General features: G+C 67.2%; 19 protein-coding genes and 1 tRNA gene. 7 read left to right on the top strand and 13 right to left on the bottom strand.

Annotation, left to right across the window (positions count from 1 at the left end):
- Window positions 1-116 precede the first annotated feature (116 nt).
- The gene (locus tag AB0J71_RS11150) at window positions 117-1,517 is read left to right on the top strand and encodes an ATP-binding protein (RefSeq protein ID WP_364413857.1); all 1,401 of its coding nucleotides are present in this window, start codon (window positions 117-119) and stop codon (window positions 1,515-1,517) included.
- Window positions 1,518-1,569: 52 nt separating this feature from the next.
- Here AB0J71_RS11150 and AB0J71_RS11145 read toward each other — a convergent pair whose 3' ends face one another.
- On the bottom strand, window positions 1,570-3,390 hold the full coding sequence (locus AB0J71_RS11145) for a bifunctional metallophosphatase/5'-nucleotidase (RefSeq protein WP_352327960.1): 1,821 nt from the start codon (window positions 3,388-3,390) through the stop codon (window positions 1,570-1,572).
- 119 nt (window positions 3,391-3,509) lie between these two features.
- Here AB0J71_RS11145 and mshD point away from each other — a divergent pair, with 119 nt between their 5' ends.
- Window positions 3,510-4,406, top strand: coding sequence for a mycothiol synthase (mshD, locus tag AB0J71_RS11140; protein WP_352327963.1), 897 nt, complete (start codon window positions 3,510-3,512; stop codon window positions 4,404-4,406).
- 12 nt (window positions 4,407-4,418) lie between these two features.
- Here mshD and AB0J71_RS11135 read toward each other — a convergent pair whose 3' ends face one another.
- The 3 genes from AB0J71_RS11135 to dcd all read right to left on the bottom strand — a co-directional run bounded on the left by AB0J71_RS11135 (window position 4,419) and on the right by dcd (window position 6,858).
- A complete protein-coding gene (locus AB0J71_RS11135) occupies window positions 4,419-5,423 on the bottom strand; it encodes an inorganic phosphate transporter (protein WP_352327959.1) in 1,005 nt (334 codons plus the stop codon).
- A gap of 5 nt (window positions 5,424-5,428) precedes the next feature.
- On the bottom strand, window positions 5,429-6,046 hold the full coding sequence (locus tag AB0J71_RS11130) for a DUF47 family protein (protein ID WP_106243913.1): 618 nt from the start codon (window positions 6,044-6,046) through the stop codon (window positions 5,429-5,431).
- Window positions 6,047-6,282: 236 nt separating this feature from the next.
- Window positions 6,283-6,858, bottom strand: coding sequence for a dCTP deaminase (gene dcd, locus AB0J71_RS11125; RefSeq protein ID WP_352327958.1), 576 nt, complete (start codon window positions 6,856-6,858; stop codon window positions 6,283-6,285).
- A gap of 100 nt (window positions 6,859-6,958) precedes the next feature.
- On the opposite strand from dcd, the gene AB0J71_RS11120 reads away from it, so the two are divergent.
- Window positions 6,959-7,032 (top strand) — tRNA-Gly (locus AB0J71_RS11120).
- A gap of 158 nt (window positions 7,033-7,190) precedes the next feature.
- Here AB0J71_RS11120 and AB0J71_RS11115 read toward each other — a convergent pair.
- From AB0J71_RS11115 to AB0J71_RS11105, 3 genes are all read right to left on the bottom strand, one after another.
- Complete coding sequence (locus AB0J71_RS11115; RefSeq protein ID WP_352323917.1) at window positions 7,191-7,364, bottom strand: methyltransferase domain-containing protein; 174 nt, start codon at window positions 7,362-7,364, stop codon at window positions 7,191-7,193.
- 229 nt (window positions 7,365-7,593) lie between these two features.
- Window positions 7,594-8,220 (bottom strand): DUF6518 family protein, encoded by a 627-nt coding sequence (locus AB0J71_RS11110; RefSeq protein ID WP_352323918.1) that lies wholly within the window; start codon window positions 8,218-8,220, stop codon window positions 7,594-7,596.
- Window positions 8,221-8,595: 375 nt separating this feature from the next.
- Window positions 8,596-9,261 (bottom strand): hypothetical protein, encoded by a 666-nt coding sequence (locus AB0J71_RS11105; RefSeq protein WP_364413855.1) that lies wholly within the window; start codon window positions 9,259-9,261, stop codon window positions 8,596-8,598.
- 379 nt (window positions 9,262-9,640) lie between these two features.
- On the opposite strand from AB0J71_RS11105, the gene AB0J71_RS11100 reads away from it, so the two are divergent.
- A complete protein-coding gene (locus tag AB0J71_RS11100) occupies window positions 9,641-10,036 on the top strand; it encodes a DUF5655 domain-containing protein (RefSeq protein WP_364413853.1) in 396 nt (131 codons plus the stop codon).
- A 508-nt stretch (window positions 10,037-10,544) separates the two neighbouring features.
- Here the strand turns inward: AB0J71_RS11100 and AB0J71_RS11095 are convergent.
- The gene (locus tag AB0J71_RS11095; RefSeq protein ID WP_364413851.1) at window positions 10,545-10,901 is read right to left on the bottom strand and encodes a hypothetical protein; all 357 of its coding nucleotides are present in this window, start codon (window positions 10,899-10,901) and stop codon (window positions 10,545-10,547) included.
- A gap of 444 nt (window positions 10,902-11,345) precedes the next feature.
- On the opposite strand from AB0J71_RS11095, the gene AB0J71_RS11090 reads away from it, so the two are divergent.
- Both AB0J71_RS11090 and AB0J71_RS11085 read left to right on the top strand, forming a co-directional pair.
- Complete coding sequence (locus AB0J71_RS11090) at window positions 11,346-11,624, top strand: hypothetical protein (RefSeq protein WP_364413849.1); 279 nt, start codon at window positions 11,346-11,348, stop codon at window positions 11,622-11,624.
- A 100-nt stretch (window positions 11,625-11,724) separates the two neighbouring features.
- A complete protein-coding gene (locus AB0J71_RS11085; RefSeq protein ID WP_364413847.1) occupies window positions 11,725-12,042 on the top strand; it encodes a CPCC family cysteine-rich protein in 318 nt (105 codons plus the stop codon).
- Window positions 12,043-12,332: 290 nt separating this feature from the next.
- Here AB0J71_RS11085 and AB0J71_RS11080 read toward each other — a convergent pair whose 3' ends face one another.
- The 4 genes from AB0J71_RS11080 to pyrH form a co-directional block, all read right to left on the bottom strand.
- Window positions 12,333-12,587 carry a hypothetical protein gene (locus AB0J71_RS11080; RefSeq protein ID WP_352323926.1) on the bottom strand — a complete coding sequence of 85 codons (255 nt, stop codon included), beginning with the start codon at window positions 12,585-12,587 and terminating at the stop codon, window positions 12,333-12,335.
- Window positions 12,588-12,920: 333 nt separating this feature from the next.
- Window positions 12,921-13,484, bottom strand: coding sequence for an SMI1/KNR4 family protein (locus AB0J71_RS11075; RefSeq protein WP_364413845.1), 564 nt, complete (start codon window positions 13,482-13,484; stop codon window positions 12,921-12,923).
- 34 nt (window positions 13,485-13,518) lie between these two features.
- Window positions 13,519-13,812 (bottom strand): hypothetical protein, encoded by a 294-nt coding sequence (locus AB0J71_RS11070; RefSeq protein WP_352323928.1) that lies wholly within the window; start codon window positions 13,810-13,812, stop codon window positions 13,519-13,521.
- 16 nt (window positions 13,813-13,828) lie between these two features.
- Entirely contained in the window at window positions 13,829-14,542 is a 714-nt protein-coding gene (pyrH, locus tag AB0J71_RS11065; RefSeq protein WP_352323929.1) for a UMP kinase, read from the bottom strand.
- A gap of 138 nt (window positions 14,543-14,680) precedes the next feature.
- On the opposite strand from pyrH, the gene AB0J71_RS11060 reads away from it, so the two are divergent.
- Window positions 14,681-15,316, top strand: coding sequence for a histidine phosphatase family protein (locus tag AB0J71_RS11060; RefSeq protein ID WP_352323930.1), 636 nt, complete (start codon window positions 14,681-14,683; stop codon window positions 15,314-15,316).
- A gap of 78 nt (window positions 15,317-15,394) precedes the next feature.
- Here the strand turns inward: AB0J71_RS11060 and AB0J71_RS11055 are convergent, their stop codons facing one another.
- On the bottom strand, window positions 15,395-15,856 hold the full coding sequence (locus tag AB0J71_RS11055; protein ID WP_352323931.1) for an NUDIX domain-containing protein: 462 nt from the start codon (window positions 15,854-15,856) through the stop codon (window positions 15,395-15,397).
- Between the last annotated feature and the right edge of the window lie 13 nt (window positions 15,857-15,869).

Here is a 15,869-nt window from a genome sequence, read left to right as displayed (position 1 = left end):
CACTATTCGAGCGGGACGCCCGGCCGCCCCGGCGGGACACCCCTCTTTGCGGGCCGCTTGCCGAATCTCGATTCGGCGTTTTCCCCGTTCAGGTCTCCATGGGTAGGTCTCAGGGGATGGCGAAAAGGCTCTTTCCCCGCTCGATCCGCGGGCGCCTGACCACGCTCGCGACATTGGTGGCGGCAGTGGTCCTGGCCGTCACGGGCGCGCTCGCCCTCACCCTCGGGCCGGACAACCTGCACGGGCTGGTGGAGACCCGGGTGGAGCTGGCCGTCCGCAGGGTGGCCAGCGAGGCCCGCGCCGGGCAGCTGCCCGCGACGCTGGAGGCCCCGGCCCGGGTGCAGCTCCTGCAGGTGGTCGACGCCGACGGACGCGTGCTGGCCACCAGCCCCGGCCTGCACCACGGCCAGCGGCTGTCCGGCATGCGGGTGGACAAGCCGGAGACCCTCTACAGCGCCGAGAGCACGCTCACCGGCCTCAGGGACGAGAAGGAGGCCCAGTACCTGATCATGGCGATGAAGGTGCGCACCCCCGACGGCCGGCTCGTCACCGTGTACGGGGCCTCCTCCCTCAGCGACGTCAACCGGGCGCTGTCCTGGCTGAACGCCGTGGTGTTCCTCGGCACGCCCATCGCCCTGGTGATCGTCGCCGGCATCACCTGGGTCGTGGTCGCCTCCGCGCTGCGCCCGGTCGAGCGCATCCGCGTCGAGCTCGCCGAGATCACCGGCCGCGACCTGAGCCGGCGCGTGCCCGTCCCCGAGACCGGTGACGAGATCACCGACCTGGCCGCCACCACCAACGACACGCTCGACCGCCTCGAACGCTCGGCCGAGACCCAGCGCCGCTTCGTCGCCGACGCCTCCCACGAGCTGCGCAGCCCCATCTCCGCCCTGCGCACCCAGCTGGAGGTCGCCAACGCCTACCCCGACGAGACCGACTGGCCGGCCACCGGCGCCCGCGCCCTGGCCGCCGCCGAACGTCTCACCGGGATCATCGACGAGCTGCTCCTGCTGGCCCGCCTGGACGCCGGCGCCATCCCCGACCGCCGCGTCGTGGACATGTGCCGCCTGGCCGAGGAGCAGGTACGCCGCCGCGCCGGCGGCAAGATCCCCATCGTCGTGGACATGTGCGCCCACGCCCCCGTCCTCGGCTCGCCCGTCCAGCTCGACCGGCTGCTGACGAACCTGCTGGACAACGCCACCCGGCACGCCGCGCACCGGATCGACCTCAGGGTGTGGGTGGAGGGCGACCACGTCTGCGTCTCGGTCACCGACGACGGCGACGGCATCCCGCCCGCCGACCGCGAGCGCGTCTTCGAACGCTTCACCCGGCTGGAGGACGCCCGCCGGAAGGAGAAGGGCGGCAGCGGGCTGGGGCTGCCGCTGTCCCGCGAGATCTGCGCCTCGCACGGCGGCACGCTCAAGGTCGCCGACCACGAACCGGGCGCCCGTCTGGTGGCCAGCCTGCCGCTGTACCGCGAGCAGGAACCATCCGCCGACTCGCCGCACCGGAACTGAGACCGGCCGTACGCAGCCGGAGGTCCCGCACGGCGGGACCCCCGGCCCTGGATCACTTGATCATCTTGATGCGGTCGGCCGCCGACGGGCTGATCGGCGAGTGCGCGGTCAGGTACGCCGTGAACGCGTCGAGGTCGACCGGCCCGCTCCACGTGTCCGTGCTCTGCGTGAACACCGAGAAGCCGTCACCGCCGCCCATCAGGAAGTTGTTCGCGGCGATCTTGATCGACTGCGTGTCCGTGACGGGGGCGCCGTTGAGCTTGACGTCCGACACGCGCGACCCCACCGGCTTGGTGGTGTCGAAGGTGTAGGTCAGCGACGACGACACCTGGAGCAGCCGGTGGTTGATCGCGCCCGTCGTCGGGTTGGGCGTCCAGACCTGCTGCTCCAGCAGCGCCTTGAGCTGCGCGCCGGTGTACGTGCGCACCTGCACGATGTTGCTGAACGGCTGGACGGCGAACGCCTCGCCGTAGGTGACGACGCCGTCGCCCTCGGCCCCCGACTGCGCGTACGTCAGCGAGGTGCGGATGCCGCCCGGGTTCATCAGCGCGATCTCCGCGCCCGCCGGCTTGGCCGCCTCCAGCTGGGAGTCGGCGATGAGGTCGCCGAGCGGCGTCTCCGGCCGGGTGGTCGCGGCCGAGGTGTTGGTGACGACGTTGCTGATGTCACCGGTGATCGTGCCGATCCTGCGGTTGGCCACCTCGGCGCTGCGCGTCCGCCATGTCTGGATCTGCGCCTCGACCTGCGGGTCCGGGGTGACCGTACGGGCGACGACCTTGTTGTCCGCGGTGACCGAGGAGCGGACCACGTCCCGGGTGCGCTTGTCGACCTTCAGGTCGATCTGGGTCAGCACGCGGCCGAACGACGAGCCCTGCGTGTAGTAACGGTCCTGGCCCGCCGGGTCCTTGGTCTTGCAGATGTAGGCCTGGTGCGAGTGGCCGCTGATGACCAGGTCGATCTGCGGATTCAGCTCCCTGGCGATGCGCGAGCCGGCGTTGGCGGTGTTCGCCGAGCACGCGTCCGGACTCTGGTTCGGGGTGGTCGAGTCGCCCTCGTGCATCAGGACGACCTGCGCCTTGACGCCCCTGCGCGCCAGGTAGGCCGAGGCCCGGTTCGCCGCGGCGACCTCCTCGGTGAACTGCAGGCCCTTGATGCCCTCGGCGGTGACGATGGTCGGCGTGGTCGCCGTCACCAGGCCGATGAAGCCCACCTGCACGCCGTTGATCTTCTTGACGTAGAACGGCGACAGGGCGTACTGGCCGGTGCCCTCCTTGAGGACGTTGGCCGCGAGGAAGTCGAAGTCCGTGCCCTTCCACTGGCCGGCGGGCGAGCAGCCGTCCACCGGGTGGCAGCCGCCGTTCATGAGGCGCTGCAGCTCGGCGTACCCCTCGTCGAACTCGTGGTTGCCGGCGGCCGTCGCGTTGAGTCCGAGCGAGCCGAGCACCTCCAGGGTGGGCTCGTCGTGGTAGGCGGCCGAGATCAGCGGGGACGCGCCGATCAGGTCGCCCGCCGCCACGAGCAGCGTGTTCTCGGTGCGCGCCTGCTTGACGTACGTCGCCAGGTACGACGCGCCGCCGGCGATCGAGTACTTGCCGCCGGGCAGCCCGGTCAGCGAGCCGTCGGCGTCGACGAGGGGGCCGTCCGGGTCGAGGATGCGGCTGGAGGAGCCCGACGGCGGTTCGAGGTTGCCGTGCAGGTCGTTGATGCTCAGCAGGCGGACCGGGACGGTCGGCCCGCCATGGCCGTTTCCGTGACCGGTTCCGTGACCGGCCGAGCCGCTGGTCGCGGCGACCGCGGGCGCCATGGCCAGGGCGATCCCGGCCGCGGTGGCGGCGCCGGCCGTGCACAGCCGGAGGAGGGTGCGTGACGTCATGAGAGGGACGTTACGACGTCTCCCTATGCAACGAATGTCGCAAAGGTAACGATTGACCGGGGCAGCCCATGGCATTGTTCGCCATTGGTACGCCTAGAGTTCCTTATGTGGGTGCACATGTGAAGATCTGCGAACGGCTCGACGACGACGAGGTCTCCCAGGTTCTCCGCATCGTCGAGGCGGCGACCGAGACGGACGGGGTCCGCCCGCTCAACGAGCACGTGATGCTCCATCTCCGGTACGGCGGCGACCCCCGCGCCCGCTCGCTGCTGCTGCACGCCGACGACGGCGCGCCCGCGGGCTACGCGCACGTCGACCCGACCGACGAGGTCGAGGGTCCGAGCGCGGAGCTGGTCATCCATCCCGCCTACCGGCGACAGGGCCACGGGACGCGGCTGCTGCGGGCCGTCCTGGAGCTGACCGGCGGCAGGGTGCGGCTGTGGGCGCACGGCGACCACGCCGGCGCCGGGGCGCTGGCGGCGTCGTTCGGCTTCGACCGGGTGCGCTCGTTGTGGCAGATGCGCCGCTCGCTGTTCGCCCCGCTGCCGCCCTACACGCTTCCCGAGGGCGTGGAGCTGCGCACGTTCGTCCCGGGTCAGGACGAGGAGGCGTGGCTCAAGGTGAACGCCGCCGCCTTCGCCCACCACCCGGAACAGGGCGCCTGGACGCTCGACGACCTGCACCGGCGCGAGCGCGAGCCCTGGTTCGACCCCGAGGGCTTCTTCCTGGCCGTACGCGGCGACCGGCTCGCCGGCTTCCACTGGACCAAGATCCACGGCTCGTCCGAGCACGGCCACGAGCCGCTCGGCGAGGTCTACGTCGTGGGTGTCGACCCCTCCCAGCAGGGCACCGGCCTGGGCCGGGCGCTCACCCTGGCCGGTCTGACCCACCTGCGCTCGCGCGGCCTCGCCCACGCGATGCTCTACGTGGACGAGGCCAACACGGCCGCGATCAGGCTGTACGAGTCCCTGGGCTTCGCCCGCTGGGACGTGGACGTGATGTACGCCGCCGGATAGCCCCCCGGCGCCCTACTCCACCATCAGGTGCAGGACGCCGTAGGCCAGCGCCGCCACGAGGGCCGCCGCCGGGATGGTGAGCACCCAGGCGGTCACGATGTTGCCGGCCACGCCCCACCGCACGGCGCTCAGCCGCTTGGTCGCGCCGACGCCCATGATCGCCGTGGTGATGGTGTGGGTGGTGGAGATCGGCGCGCCGAACCCGATCGCGGCTCCGTACAGGACGGTGGCCGCGGCCGACTCGGCGGCGAACCCCTGGGGCGGGTCGAGCGCGATGATGCGCCGGCCGAGCGTGCGCATGATGCGCCACCCGCCGGCGTACGTGCCGAGCGAGATCGCACCGGCGGCGCTCAGGATGACCCACTGCGGGATCCCCTCGCCGGGGCTGGCGTACCCGCCGACCGTGAGCGCCAGGAAGATGACGCCCATCGTCTTCTGCGCGTCCTGCAGGCCGTGCCCGAGCGCCATGGCGGCGGCCGAGACGGTCTGCGCGTAGCGGAAGCCGCGGTTGGTCCTGCCCGGCTGGCTGTTGCGGAAGATCCAGTAAATTGCGATCATGATCAACGCGGCCAGGCTGAACCCGATCAGCGGCGACAGGATCATCGGGATGACGACCTTGTCGACGACGCCGTCCCAGTGCACCACGCTGGCCGAGGCCAGCGCGGAGCCCACCAGGCCGCCGATGAGCGCGTGACTGGAGGAGGAGGGCAGCCCGAAGTACCAGGTGATCAGGTTCCAGACGATCGCGCCGATGAGCGCCGCGGCCACGACGACCAGGCCGTGCGGACCGTTGGGAGCGTCGATGATCCCTTTTCCGACGGTCTGGGCCACCTGAGTGCCCAGGTGGGCGCCGATGAAGTTCATCGCCGCCGCCATGAACAGCGCGGCCCTGGGAGTGAGCGCCCGGGTCGAGACGGAGGTCGCGATGGCGTTCGCCGCGTCGTGGAACCCGTTGGTGTAGTCGAAGGCCAGGGAGATGACGACCACGCCGATGACGAGGGCGAGCGTGAGGTCCACTGGGCCTAGCTTTCCTTGACCGCGATCGACTCGACGGTGTTGGCCACGTGCTCGAAGGCGTCGGCGGCCTCCTCCAGGGCGTCGACGACCTCCTTCATCTTCATGACGGTGAGCGCGTCGTACTCGCCGCTGAACAGCTTGGCCAGCAGCCTGCGGTAGACCTGGTCACCCTGGTTCTCCAGGCGGTTGACCTCGATCCAGTACTCGTTGAGGTTCTTCATGGAACGCAGCCGGGGCATCGCCTCTGCGGTCAGCTCGGCGGCGCGTTCCAGGACCTCGACCTGCCGGACCACGTCTTTGGGGAGATGGTCGATCTGGTAGAGGACGATGAGGTCGGAGGCGGCCTCCATCGCGTCCATCACGTCGTCGAGGTTGGAGGCGAGGCGGTAGATGTCCTCACGGTCGAACGGAGTGATGAAGCTCTCGTTGAGCCGGTTCATGATCGCATGGGTGCGTTCGTCACCGGCGTGCTCGCAGGCGCGCATCTTCTCGGCCAGGGCTTCCCTGTCCGATCCGTCACTGATGATCTCGACCAGCAGACGGGATGCCGTGACCAGGTTGTTCGCGGAGTCGGCGAACAGGTCGTAGTAGCTGTCCTCACGTGGCGTGAGACGCAGGCGCACGTCGTTCTCCAGATGTGCGGGGATGGTCCGTGGAAGAGGGTACGGGTTACCAGGCGAAATGCGAACTTCATGTCCCCTTCGCCTTCTGGCTACCCTGCGTATGTTGTGCGACACCGGCGTCCGGAGTAGTTTGGCCGCTTTTTGCAGGGAAATCCGGCCGGTGACGTGGCCTGTTGTGGGGTGCGCGGAGGGCTCATCCTTCCGCGACGTTCCCTAAATGTTCACCTGTTGTTCACTCAAATCCTCGTCCGGTGGAAGTTCCTGAACGACCGGGACGGAGTCGGGCCCCGCTGCCCCTGATACCGGGACTCGTACTTGGCCGATCCGTACGGGTGCTCGGCGGGCGAGCTGAGCCGGAACACGCACAACTGCCCGATCTTCATCCCCGGCCACAACTTGATGGGCAGGGTCGCCACGTTGGACAGCTCAAGCGTGACGTGCCCGCTGAAACCGGGATCGATGAACCCGGCGGTGGAGTGCGTCAGCAGGCCCAGCCGTCCGAGCGAGCTCTTCCCCTCCAGCCGCGAGGCCAGGTCGTCGGGGAGCGTGATCACCTCATAGGTGGAGGCCAGCACGAACTCCCCCGGATGCAGGATGAACGGCTCGTCACCGGACGGCTCGACCATCCGCGTGAGATCCGGCTGCTCGACGGAGGGGTCGATATGGGGGTACTTGTGGTTCTCGAAGACACGGAAGTAGCGGTCGAGCCGTACGTCGATGCTGGACGGCTGGATCATGTCCTGGTGGAAGGGGTCTAGGGCGAGCCGGCCGGAGTCGATCTCAGCAAGGATGTCACGGTCAGATAGCAACACGATGAGCCAACTTACCGTCCCGGCCGGAAAAGGTGGGGCGTTGGGTTTGCTGTTGGGGGGCAAGTTTCCGCTACAGTGGTGGACGCGTACTTCGGTTCGTGCGGGTGTAGTTCAATGGCAGAACATCAGCTTCCCAAGCTGACAGCGCGGGTTCGATTCCCGTCACCCGCTCCAAACTGCTCGGCCTTACGCCCTCGATGGGCGCTTCGCGCCTTTGAGCTTCAGGCAGCGCCTCCCAGGGGGCTCCGCCCCCTTCGACCCCCAACCCTCCGCTCGCCTTCGCGCTAGTCGTGGCCGATCACCAAGTCGGACGTCAAGAGCCTCTGTCACCGTCATGCCACGGATGCGATGACGTCGAACGAGGCGGGCTCGAAGGGGGCAGTCAGGAAATCACCGAGGATGTAGTCGACGTCATCCGGGTGCTCGCGGGCTTGGTCGATGCTGGGCGCGTCGAGGTCCATGGCAGTGACACTCGGTACGGTCCGCCGCAGTTCGCGGGCGAGCATGCCCTCGCCGCAACCTACGTCGAGGGCGTGCTGGGGACCACCAGGGATCGCATCGGAGGATGCGGGGGTGGTGATGGATGTTGTGGTTCCAACGCCTCCGGTTCCTCACGGCCACGCGTCTATCCTGCCGGGCAGCCGTTGACGGATCCCTCTGAGAACCTCTAGCCAATTGAAGCGCGTGGTCGGCCAGGAGATCGGCCCCAACTGTGCCTGCGGCCTGCGATCCACCTCATGCCGTCACGTACTGAAGTGGGAAACCGACGACCAAGTACGCCAGTGGCGCGAGGGCCAGGGCCGTCAGCAGGGTCGGCATCCGCTCTCTTTGCCGACGTGCCATCACCAGCGGTGCAAGGACCAGGACGGCCAGACAGACCCATGCCTGCGGGGCGTAATGCAGGACGAAGGCATACAAGATGCCCTCCATCCCGAAGACACCTCCCAGCGCGGCGAGCCCGATGACACGGTTACGGATGGTGCGTCCGTTCCGCCACCACAGCCCCGCCACACCGAACAACGGGCCGCTGATGACCGCCATCACAAGCCACACCAGCGGATAGATGACGCTGCCCATGCCGTCACGGCCGAACTCCGCGTACCCGTAATACCCAACGACCAGGCCGACCGAGGCACACAGGCCGGCGACGGCGGCTGACCGCGCTGACGCCCGGCCGGCAAGCAGGGCGCCGACGACGAACGCCGGGACACACCAGACAGCACCGGAGTTGGCGACCTGGTTCCAGGCACCTGGAAGCCAGCCCTGGGCGAGATTGGTGACAACACCGAATCCCAGGCCCGCCAGCAGTGCGGATGTCCACCAACCGCTGAGCTTTGCGATCGGCCCGAAGCGGCTGCTCATCAGGAAGATCCCCCTTGTCTTCCCTCGCTGGATACCGGCGGTTCGCAACTCTATATGCAAGCTGTACATGCTGTGTCTGGTCGGTGATCACGTCGTCACCGCAAGATTCCCCACTGACAAGCCGGCACGATGATGTACATCGTGCTGTTAGGTGCTCGTAGCGCATGATCATCACGACGGGTGCCGAGGCCGTGGTTGCTGAGGTGGAAGCCTGATCACCCCGCCCACCATCGGCCAGGGCCGAGCAGACCAGCGCCACTTCCCGTTCCCGATGGTCGACAGCAGACAAGATGATCAGACAGGGGAGGTGTGCGCGGCGCACCTCAACGTGCACAATGCGCTCGTGGAAATCGTTCGTGCGACTGCTGAAGTGCGCTAGGAAGCCTTTAGTGCTTCCAGGAGGCGACTCGTGGCTGTCTGCGCGGCGGACCTGGTGAGCGCGGGATCAAACTGGCCCACGTGTCCATCGTGCTCCAGTGCGATCATGGTGTTCCCAACCCTGGTAATCACGATGTCGATCGCCACCATCGACTCCTTGTCCAGGTTCCTGCCCGGGAACCCACTGCGGAGCTTGAGCCCATAGGAAGCGTCGCCGAGCCTGCCGACCGATAGCTTGCGGATCGTGTCTTTGGTGGCGTCCGTAGTAACCGTGACGCCATTGCAGTCGCGGACCATCACTTTGGCCGCCCGCTCCAAGGCGGAGATCTTGCCACGAGTACCGCTCACGATGTACTCGCTCACCCCTTCCCACCCGTCTTCCTTCCTCAACCAGGTCGCGGCCTTGGCTCGATAGAGAGGAAGAACGCCCTTGACCGCCTTGGTGCACGCCTTCGAGCGGGTGACAATGTCATACCGATGCGGCGCTCTTTTCCAGCTCGTGTAACGTACGAAGCCGGCGCCAAGGTCCTCCGGCAGAAGCAGGGCCGCTTTGAGCCGATCCGGAGACAGCGGCTTGGGAAAACTTTCAGCCGCAGCAGGAACCGGTACGAGGAACACTCCGCATAAGAAACTGGCGGCGAAAAGCGCACGAACAGTGATCACAAGAGGCACTTCAAATGATGCTTCCTACCGTGGGGAGAGGCAGACGCCGACTCCCTTCTGCGCCTCCGACTCGGGCGCTCCGACTCGCGGATGATCGCCAAGGGCCGTTACGGGGTCCTCGTCGCTGACCACCACGCCCATGACACCCGAACATCGACAGGCCCCAGTAGCGTGGCGCTCATGGAGGAAGGACACCATCCTGAGTGGATCAACGTCGTGAACTCGGCCGGCGCCGCCTACCTGGCCTTGTCCTCCCACGGAAACGGCTCGTGACGAAACTCCGCGCCACGCGTCCTTGCACGTAGGAGCGTCAGGCAGGGCAGAACGTACGGGTCCGCAGCCCGGAAACCGTCGCCACCACTTGCTACTTTCTCGGTCCATGAACCATGACGCCTGGTCGATCGATGATCACCTTGACGGCAAGCCCGACACATCGGTGGCCCTGTACCGCGAATTCGTCAGGCTGGTTGAGGCATGCGGACCCTTCACGTATGCGGTGTCCAAGAGCATGATCACGGTCAAGGGGACACGTCGTGGATTCGCCGGGGCAAAGCCGGACGCGCGAGGGCTCCGAGGGTACTTCGACATCCAGCGCACGATCAGCGACGACGCTCGCATCACCAGCGTGTCTCCGTACACGAAGCGGTTGTTCGTTCATGCCTTCCGAGTCTCTGATCTCGCCGAGCTTGATGAGGTATTCGCCGGGTGGCTCCGCGAGGCGTACGAAGTGGGTCAGGGCGGACACCTGGGAGCTTCAGGGGAAGGCCGACCCTGAAACGAGCTGTGAGATTCCTGGTCGTCAGCTGATGGTCGTGCGATTGGACGGGGAACGAGCAGTCAATCACGGACACTCACGACCGGCCTTCAGGCTCAGCCGAGGAAGCCCTCGACTGTGCGTACGCCTTCCACTACACGCCATGAGTGGCTGTGTGGTGTGAGCGCCGGGGGGCAACTGATCAACCCCCGCCGACCGTCGACCCGGGACAAGTCGAGCGGACCAGGGCCCGATTACCCTTGGGCGGATCGACGGGGTGAGCAGGCAGGGCAAGAGGTCCGGATCCGCAGCCGTATGGGTCCTCCCACCATGAAGGTGGCCGCAGACGGCAGAACGCTCCTGCCGAGGAGCCTGAGAGCGAACGAGGTCGAGCCGAACGACGGCTACGTTTTCAAGTTGGAGTCGTCACTCCGGCTCAACCTCGCTGATCGTCTCGGTTAGACGGGCAGGGCATGGGGCTGGGCACCGCACGTATGTTCAGGCGTACCGATCGAACACTTCGAGCCGTTCAACAGGTCGGCCCTTTCCGTCTCTGCGCGCTCGGGTCCTCGCGCCGGCGCCGTTGTTGCCACCAGGTCCAATCTGATTCGGGCGACGTGGGCGACATTGGGGAGGTGCGGCGGAGGTAGTACAGGTCGAGCGGCAGGACCAAGGCGTACAGGTGCGCCCCTGCCCACGGCGGCAAGCCGATGAGCGCCTGCTGCAGTCGCCGGCGGGGGGCGTCTCCCGTGCACTCCTCGCATACACACCTGAAGAAGGCGCGGTCGACGGTCCCCATCAGGACCGCCTCCTGCCAAGCCACCAGGGCCGCCGCCACCGCGCCGGGCCACATGCGGGTGTGTTCCAGGGCGATCACCGCGGCCATCGGACGACGGCCGAGCCCTGGAACATGATGGATCACAGCTCTGTGGGTCTCACACGCTGATCCGCGCGTACGGACCTCCGAAGGGCGCCTACGCGGCATGGCCCTTTCTGCTCAATGACATGACCGGATGATCGCATACGAGAGCGTGTAACCCCAGCCCCGGTGTCGAGGAAATCCATGCCTGTTCGGGCGGGAGCGCTTCAGGAGCGGGTGGTGACCGGCGTGACGCCGGGGGCGTAGGTGGGAGAGGTAGACGCCGGATCATCCCGTCATCGTCCGGGGACAGACCGAGCAGATCTGGGACGCTCCACGTCTCCCCCGTGACGAAGGCCCCTTCGCCTTGAGGCAGAACGGCGGCCGACGGGAGCGTCTGACATTGGAGATGCGCGCGGCGTCGCAAATACCTATAGTGGCGGAGCTTCACCTACATATTGAGGTGCTCACGTGGCCGAGCTGATCGGAATGCTTTATCAGACGATCCCCCTGACAGTGGGCGGAGTCGTCTTCGTGGCCTTGTTCTTGGCGTTTCGACGCACGCAGCGGCACGCCCACTATCTGCTGTGGCCGGCAGGCGCCTGGTTCCTGGCTGCGTTGGACGAGTGGTACATGAACACCTACCAGCCGGAGATGAACATTCGAATCGACGCACTCCCCTGCTTGGCGCTGATGGCCATCACCACATTGACGTGCGTTCCGCTGGCCTTCCTTCGTCGGCGGACGTAGTCGAATCGCAACGCGAGCACTTTCCAGCCCGACCGGATGATCGCCGCACAATCAGCGCGTGATTTGACAGGATGACCAGGATTCGGAGCCGTACGGCGTCATGACGGAGATGAATCACCCCAGCATCGAGGAGATCCGCGAGCGCAAGCGATGGGTCTTGTCCGTGATCGCGGAGCAGGGCGGGGATCGTTTGGATCTGGCGCCGGCCGATCAGCCATACACGTGCCCGTGCTGCTTCCACCGCACCCTTCCGGACCGCGGCGGCTTCGGGTTCTGCGAAGAGTGCGGCTGGGAGGACGACGGCCAGGACGATCACAACGCCGATGTCGTCATGGGCGGCCCCAACGGGTCGGACAGCCTTACCGCAGCACGGCGGCGCTACCGCGATATGCGCAGACTACCGCCGCTATACCTTTGACAAACAACGGCCACGAACGAAGGCAGAGCAACTCAGACTCCGAAGCCGACGTTCTACGTAATGGAAGCCGTACGACCGTGTGATTGATCGTGCTCGTACGAAGCGGTCAGCAAGCGCTGATCTCCGTCCTGGAACCAGCCCTTGTCCTACGTCTTGGCAGAGAGTGGGTACGTGTCTTTGACGTAGTCAAAGGCGTCGTGGAAGGAGGAGGGGTGCCCAGGTGATGCAGATGCCATCGGAGTTTGCGCAGGCACCCGCTCTGTGCTGTGTCGCCGGAGGAGCGTCTGGTCTTATTCGTCGTCCTCGTCGCCTGTGTATGCCTCGTACAGCTTGCGGCGGAGGAGGTCGGTTCGGACGGTGAGGGCGCCGAGGAGTTCCTCGTCGCTGAGCCCGTCCGTGGTTCTGAAGGCCCATGAGGAATGGCCTTCCTCGTCGAGGCACTTCACGAGGACTATCGCCCCCAGAGCGGTCCATCCTTCGGGAAGCGGGTAGACGTCGAGGCCGTTCAGGGCCTGGCCCACGGGCACTTCCCTTTCCTCTGTCACGGAGTCTCCTCATGGCTGGTGGTGGCACGAACCGAGGTGTGCTGCTCAAGCGCGTCGCAGCAAGCACCGAAACCGCTGTGCCGGGGACACTCGGCTTCCCCGGCTCGCGGGCAGTGGTGGATGTCCGGACAGCCGCAGTCGAGGAACAGGGGCAAGGGGTCAGGCAGGACAGCCACTGTTCAGATGATGTGCCGCTGGTTCCTCGCAGCGCAACCGCTTTGGTCTCCTGGCCGGCGGACGAACGGCGGCGGCACCCAGCGGACGTGTACGGAGAACGAGTCTCCAGGCCAGAGCCCTCCGACGGTTGCACCCGCAGTTCCGGGGAAGAGCGCATCATTCTGCCAGCCGCTGTTGAGCGGACTCCCATGGCCGCATCTCGCCGTCTTCGTCGGCGTCTTCGTCGGCGTCTTCGTCGGCGTCCTCTTCGTACCAGCCCGTTTCCGAGAGCCAGGTCTCCAGCCAATTGGTCAGGCTCTCGGAGTCGACATACCAGGCGTGGTGCCAGTCATCGTCGATCCCGTTCGGTTCGAAGAGGAGGACGGCGCCCTCGGGGCTGCGGCAGTCCACGGCGGCGTACATGCCGCACCCCCAGTCCAGGACGGGCAGCACGTCCGCCGGCCAGTGCGCGTCACCGCCGGGCCCTGACGTCTCCCGGACCTCGCGGTATTCGGTCACGGCGGTGCGTCCTTCTCCCGCGAGCGGGAGAAGCTGGTAATCGGGGCCGAAGCCGCCGTTGGCCACCTCGCGGTAGAGCCGGGTGAGCACCGGCGGGAGTCGGAAGCCCAGGATGCGTTCGGCCTGTGCCACCTCCTCCGCCGTCGCGGGAGGAGGCAGGTGCTCCGCGGTCGCGCCCGCCTTCGCCGACACACGCCGAAGGAGATCATCGCTGTCCGTCACGACGGTGATCCTGCCATCTGCCCACGACAGATCTTCATGGACGGACGGCCGTGTACGTGCCATCCGGGCGCATGACTGCGGTCCGCGTCACGGGAGCGACATTCGGACGGGGCACACGATCGTTCACCGCGACGACCAGGCGGAGTGCCCGATCGGCCTCGGGAAGCACGTAGAAAAGTATCTTGTAGCTGCTCCCGTCCTTTCCGGTGACATTCACCCAGTCCTTGTCGTCGTTCTCCTCCATGAGAGCGAGTTCGTCATGGACAGCGACACGACGCCACCGTGACAGGTACTCCTCTGCGATCTCAGCCGCCACCTGCTCGTTCATTGCCCACCTGAAATGGCTATCTGGAGGAATCCGGATCCCGGGTGATTCTCGTTCCCACGTCCTCTCCTTGGCAGATCGCCTTCATCACGCCCGTCGCCGCCACGTCGAACACGTGCATGAGAAGCCCTTGCTCATTGGCGAGCACGAAGGCGCTCTCGTCCATCACCCGCACCCCGGCCGCCAGAGCTTCGCGGTAGGTGAGGTTGGTGTACCGCTTGGCGTCCGGGTTCACGTTCGGGTCGCTGTCGTACACCCCGTCGACGCCGCGCTTGGCGACCAGCAGCGCGTCGGCTTCAAGCTCCAGAGCCCGCTGAACAGCCGGATAGTCCGTCGTGACGTACGGCTGGCCGATGCCGCCGGCGAGCAGGACGATCAGCCCGCGGCGAAGGTGCCGGTCGGCGCGCAGCCGGATGAACGGCTCGGCGACGCTCTGCATCGGCACCGCCGTCATCACCCGCACATCCGTCCGCGACCGCGCGGTGAGCACCCCACGCAACATCAACGCGTTCATCACCGTGCCGAGCATGCCGATGTTGTCGGCCTCGGCGCGGCCTATCCCCCAGCCGTCGGCCATCCGGCCGCGGAAGTAGTTGCCGCCGCCGATGACCACGGCGACCTCGACGCCCAACGTACTGACGGAGAGAATCTCATCCGCCAGCTGAGCGAGACTGGCCGGATCGGTTCCCCAACCGGCGTCTCCCGCAAGTGCCTCGCCGCTCAGCTTGACCACGACCCGTGAGTAACGACTCATCCCGTTCCCTTCACGGCCGCGCCCTCGGCGACCCGATCAAGAATACGAGGCGCGACCTCCCCAGGAGCATCCCGACCGCACATGCCTCGACGGCCGACCTTTGGCATGATCCACCGCATGCGAACCCGGATGTTCTTCGTGCGCCACGGGGACTCCCTGCACAAGCGGGAGGGCGTGATAGGCGGCCCGAAGGGATGCCGCGGCCTCACCGACACCGGACGTCGGCAAGCGGCACAGCTCGGACGGCAGATCACCGCGGAGATCGGCGACGACACGACGACGATCTACTCCTCGCCCCTGCCCCGCGCCGTGCAGACAGCCGCCGCGATCGCGACGGCGACCGGCCGGCCCTCGTCGCAGGACTGCGGGCTCTGTACGTGGCACACCCCGCCGGAGGCGGACGGGCTCACCCACGCGGAGTTCCGGCGCCTCGACATCGAAGGCGGCGGCATCTACCGTCCCTGGCAGCAGGGCAACGAGACCTGGGCCGAGATGGTGACCCGCACCAGCCGCACCATCACCGACCTCGCCCACCGGCACCGCGGCGAGACCGTCATCGTGGTCGGGCACGCCGAGACGGTCGAGATCTCGTTCAACGCCCTCGGGTTGCTGCCGGTCTACCGGTCCTTCGACCTCAAGGTGTCCCCGGCCTCGGTGACGGAATGGGTCACCGACGAGGAGCCGACACAGTGGCCGCCGCCCAGGTGGACGCTCGTGCGCTTCAACGAGGGAGGCACTGCGGCTCCGGGATGATCGCCGTGCCCGGGGCTGGAGGCCAGGCGCCGCGTCGTCGGGTGTCCCGCCGGCCGCGTTACGGTTCCGGGCGCGGGGTCAGGTGTGGAGCAGTTGGGTGAGTGGCGCGCGCACGTCGGCGGGGTAGAGGTCCAGTTGCCCGAACTCGGCGGCGCTCGCCCAGATGAGCTCGAAGGTGTTGTCCGGCCCGTGATCCACGGCTTCGTCGCCGGAGAGCGACGGGACGCCGATCACGTCCCGCATGAGGAAATAGAAGGCGGGCCGGCCGTTGTGCGAGCCGGTGAAGAGCAACCGGTCGATCGTCGCGGTGAGAGTCGTCTCCTCGTGGAGCTCGCGCACCGCGGCGCTCTCCGGCGACTCGCCGTCCTCCACGTGGCCGCCGGGGAGCAGCGCGTAGTGGTGCCCGGGACACTGCTGCCCTTGCCGGCCTTTGGCGGTGCAGATGCCGCAGGCGACGCCGGGGCCGCGCCGGAAGAACCGCTTGATGACCAGGACCCGGGCGCCGTCGACGACCACGGCGACCGCTCGGGGGATCGGCATGAGACGGATCATA

The sequence above is a fragment of the Nonomuraea sp. NPDC049637 genome, assembly GCF_040675235.1.
Classification (GTDB): Bacteria; Actinomycetota; Actinomycetes; order Streptosporangiales; family Streptosporangiaceae; genus Nonomuraea.
This window is presented reverse-complemented; position numbering and strand designations above follow the sequence as displayed.